Below are 3,568 nucleotides of genomic sequence, written 5' to 3' on the forward strand. Positions count from 1 at the left end.
ACAGATTGACACGCTAAAGCAGTTTAAAGGTGTACAGATTGACACGCTAAAGCAGTTTAAAGGTGTACAGATTGACACGCTAATTCACAGCTTGAGGTGTACGGGTTGACACTTGTTACACCTTTGCTTAAGGTGTAACAAAACAACATTGGTACACCTTTATGAATAACATGTCTGTGACAAAGTCAAATACCTTGGTAGATGCTAGCTATCAGCTGAATGTGCAAGCTCAAAAACTGGTACTGGCATGTCTGGGAAAAGTTGATTCACGCTCAGCAATACCCAAGGAAATGACGCTAACGGCACTTGAATATTCTGACTTAATGGGCATACCCAATGCGCGAAGAGACCTCTACAAAGCTGCTGACAGCTTATTTGACGCAGTGATCATACTGAAAGATGAGCATGAAGAAGTGAAACTCAGGTGGATTCAAAAAGGCGTAAAAAAATTAAAAGGTGAAGGCGCTGTCGTTATTACATGGACAGATGAAGTTCTTAAGTACATCAGTAGTTTACAAAATAGATTTACCACATACAAGCTGAGACATATCGCGGAGTTACAATCATCTCACTCAATACGCTTGTATGAGCTACTCATGAAGTTTAGCAGCACTGGTGAACGTGTTATCTATCTTGATGATTTCAAATCTGCGCTGGGAATTTCTGATAAGTATCCAACGTTTAAAGAGTTAAATAGACGAGTCATCAAGGCATCGGTTGATGAGTTAAACCAGAGAAGTGATTTAATAATCAGTTATGAAACAATAAAAAAAGGCCGCTCGGTCGCAGCCCTCTCATTTGAATTTAAAAAAAGTGCTCAGCTGAAAATGGACATTTAATTTTATAAATCAAATTTCTCCATTGTTTCCATTAAATTAAATGGTCTGTTTAGCTTTTCTAAATTTGAAAACCGTTCGCGTATACCTTCAGGTAAGACAAAATAATCAGCCTTAGTTCGTTCGTAAGCTAGAGGGATTGCCATAATCAATTGGTTATACTTTTCAAGTACTAACTGATCACTACTTTCTAAAGCCTGTAGCTTTGCAGAAAGTACAGTAAACAGCTCCAATTCATCATGCGTGCATAAGTCTTGAACCTTTGCATAATGATAAGAAAAAACAGTACTTAGTACATTCCAATCATCAGAAATATGCTTTACGTCATCTGGGGTTATAACTGCTTCTGTTTTCTGGCACTTTTCAAGCTTAATCTCATACGCTTTAATTGAGTTATGATATTGAATAGTAAGATAGTCTTTAAGAGTTTGCTCAGACGTATCCGCATATGTAAAAAATGATGCAAACACTGCAAAAAAATAAATTAAATATTTCATTTTGCAGCCACACAACCGTTGTATACGGCCTTCCAAAATTGTCTTTCTTTGCTTGTTTTGGCTCTAATAGCTTGAAGGCCTGATATCGTTTTTATTGTTTGTCTAGCAATACTAGGGGAGTCTCGTAATGCCTTATTAAAAGAATTAAAATCTGTTTGAGTAAGATTATAATGACTTTTTATCATACCATTACCAGCAAAAATATTTGCAAAGGTACCAACTACAATTGCAGAGCTAAGCCATTGATTAACACCTTTTATTCTTCTTATTTCTTTTACTGCCAATTTTCCACGCTCAGAGAATTCTAAGTCACTAATATCAGGGCATATCATATTTAACTCCTTGTTATTTACTTCCATTAAAAATAAAAACTACCATAAAATTTATTTAAACTGTTAATTAAATACCCTCACTGCGATTTGTCACCGTACTAGCCCATGTTATATATGTTCCTTAACGAGCTCACTGTGATTTGTCACCTTACCAGTGTGAAATGACGTTGCACTTCACGACTGATTTTTCTTAGATACCCACACAGGAAGTTCTAAATTATTCCCTTCAGCGAGCCACTTTTCGAGGGCCTCTTTTTTGTCTGCAGGGGCGTGATCTTCCCCCTCTAAATTAGCATAAATCTGACGTGTTTTTTCACTCTCTAAATCCGCATTAATTGCATCGCATAATTGCGTGATGTCATCTTTTTTCGGTGTCATTTTTCGCTCCTTTTTGCACCCGATTTAGGGGGTGCACGAACCACAATTTTAGCGCAGCGTTTAAAAATTGTGTAGTGAGTCCACATATATTAATCTATGTTCACACTCCCCCGCACCGAGTCACCGATGAATTTTGTTATTTTGCGAACACAGAAGTTAAAATCCAAGGGCGCAATTTGCCGCTCAACAAAGCATGCTTTTCGTGAGCAAGACACGCCCAACGCAGACCCCAAATTAACGCCAGAAAATACGCATATCGGCGCACAAAGTTCGGATGAAGCGATGGCGGCTGTCAATGCGCGTTTACCGGATAAAATTCGTAAAAATGGCGTGATGGCCATCGAGTATTTGATCACCGCCTCCCCAGAAGCGATGACCGCCAAATCACGCAAAGACCAGGATAATTATTTTCATGATTCGCTCGCCTGGCTTAAAGCAAAACACGGAGCTGAAAACGTGGTGTATGCGGGCATTCATCGGGATGAAAAAACACCGCACATGTACGCCTATGTCGTGCCCATTGACCCCAAAGGAAAATTAAACGCACGGCACTTTTTGGGAGGCGCTAAAGCGCTGAACGCCATGCAAACCGATTTTGCGCAACAGGTGGGTGTTAAACATGATTTTCAACGCGGCATTGAGGGCAGCAAGGCAACCCATCAGCGAGTTCAATCGTTTTATGGGCAGATAAATCAACCACAAGCACCGCTCACGGTGGACAAAGAACGCAAAGTTCTCAAGAAAGGCGTTTTCAGTACCACGGTGGAATCCGATGAGGAATACCAAGCCCGAATTATCCGCGAAGTGAACAAACAGATCCAACCCAGCGTTGAGAAAGCCCGTTTAAGCGCCTCAGAAACGCGTAAGCGGCACGAAATGAGTAAAACCCTAGGAAATGTATGCGAAGACTTGAAAAAGGCTCAGAATTCGATACAGGCGCTTTCAAGGCACTTTGACGGATTGGATAAAAATCAGGTCGCTGAGGTGATCAAATTAACTGAATCGCTTAAACGTCAGAATCAAACCCATGGGGCGATTTGTAGTCGTTCCAATAAAAATAAGGGCTACAGCCGATAATAAGCGACTATGAGGGCGAAGCCGCAGCGAGGAACGAGCGATAACCCAACGGTGTTTAACGAAAAACCAGCCTAACAACGCGATCACTAACGGATCACCCGATCCGATCTCCCTTCGTGCCCTGATAAACCAATCATGCACGACCTGTAAGCCACGCTAGCGCATTTTGATTGCCCCAATGATTCAGGCTTTGGGTTGGCGCTCAACGAGCGTTTAAAATCAACTCTGAGCGTAGCGAAGGCATTCTTGGGGTATGCCGGTACGAGCGAAGCGAGGGGAAAGGCCGGCAGGGGCAACGCCCCTAAGAGGGGATTTAAGCTCAAATTTCACTTAAATTTTTAGGTTATCCACAGGTGTTTTCCTTTTTAATCTCTCTTGTTTATTAGATCTCTTGTTTTTAGCACCTCTACAGGCCACGCCAACAAAGGGCTGTAGAGGTTAAGGGTGT

Annotated in this window: 5 protein-coding genes; 2 read left to right on the forward strand and 3 right to left on the reverse strand. The window is 41.3% G+C overall.

Features of this window, described 5'->3' with window-relative positions; translation table 11 throughout:
* The first annotated feature begins 161 nt into the window (after positions 1 to 161).
* Complete coding sequence (locus ACT3RM_RS17255; protein WP_443489398.1) at positions 162 to 839, forward strand: replication initiation protein; 678 nt, start codon at positions 162 to 164, stop codon at positions 837 to 839.
* A gap of 2 nt (positions 840 to 841) precedes the next feature.
* On the opposite strand, the gene ACT3RM_RS17260 is transcribed toward ACT3RM_RS17255, so the two are convergent.
* The 3 genes from ACT3RM_RS17260 to ACT3RM_RS17270 all read right to left on the reverse strand — a co-directional run bounded on the left by ACT3RM_RS17260 (position 842) and on the right by ACT3RM_RS17270 (position 2,043).
* Positions 842 to 1,333, reverse strand: coding sequence for a hypothetical protein (locus ACT3RM_RS17260; protein WP_443489399.1), 492 nt, complete (start codon positions 1,331 to 1,333; stop codon positions 842 to 844).
* Positions 1,330 to 1,692, reverse strand: a complete 363-nt coding sequence (locus ACT3RM_RS17265) for a hypothetical protein (RefSeq protein WP_443489400.1) — start codon at positions 1,690 to 1,692, stop codon at positions 1,330 to 1,332. Before ACT3RM_RS17265 ends, ACT3RM_RS17260 begins: the two co-directional genes overlap by 4 nt.
* A gap of 147 nt (positions 1,693 to 1,839) precedes the next feature.
* The gene (locus tag ACT3RM_RS17270) at positions 1,840 to 2,043 is read right to left on the reverse strand and encodes a hypothetical protein (protein ID WP_443489396.1); all 204 of its coding nucleotides are present in this window, start codon (positions 2,041 to 2,043) and stop codon (positions 1,840 to 1,842) included.
* A 126-nt stretch (positions 2,044 to 2,169) separates the two neighbouring features.
* Between ACT3RM_RS17270 and mobV the strand changes: the two genes are divergently transcribed.
* A complete protein-coding gene (gene mobV, locus ACT3RM_RS17275; protein WP_443489397.1) occupies positions 2,170 to 3,120 on the forward strand; it encodes a MobV family relaxase in 951 nt (316 codons plus the stop codon).
* Positions 3,121 to 3,568 lie beyond the last annotated feature (448 nt).

It is taken from the genome of Pseudoalteromonas sp. AOP7-A1-14 (assembly GCF_052376275.1).
Taxonomy (GTDB): Bacteria; Pseudomonadota; Gammaproteobacteria; order Enterobacterales; family Alteromonadaceae; genus Pseudoalteromonas.

Coding starts and splice junctions, on each gene's coding strand:
- ACT3RM_RS17255 (WP_443489398.1), top strand. CDS start 162: ATGAATAACATGTCTGTGACAAAGTCAAATACCTTGGTAGATGCTAGC.
- mobV (WP_443489397.1), top strand. CDS start 2,170: ATGAATTTTGTTATTTTGCGAACACAGAAGTTAAAATCCAAGGGCGCA.
- ACT3RM_RS17265 (WP_443489400.1), bottom strand. CDS start 1,692: ATGGAAGTAAATAACAAGGAGTTAAATATGATATGCCCTGATATTAGT.
- ACT3RM_RS17270 (WP_443489396.1), bottom strand. CDS start 2,043: ATGACACCGAAAAAAGATGACATCACGCAATTATGCGATGCAATTAAT.
- ACT3RM_RS17260 (WP_443489399.1), bottom strand. CDS start 1,333: ATGAAATATTTAATTTATTTTTTTGCAGTGTTTGCATCATTTTTTACA.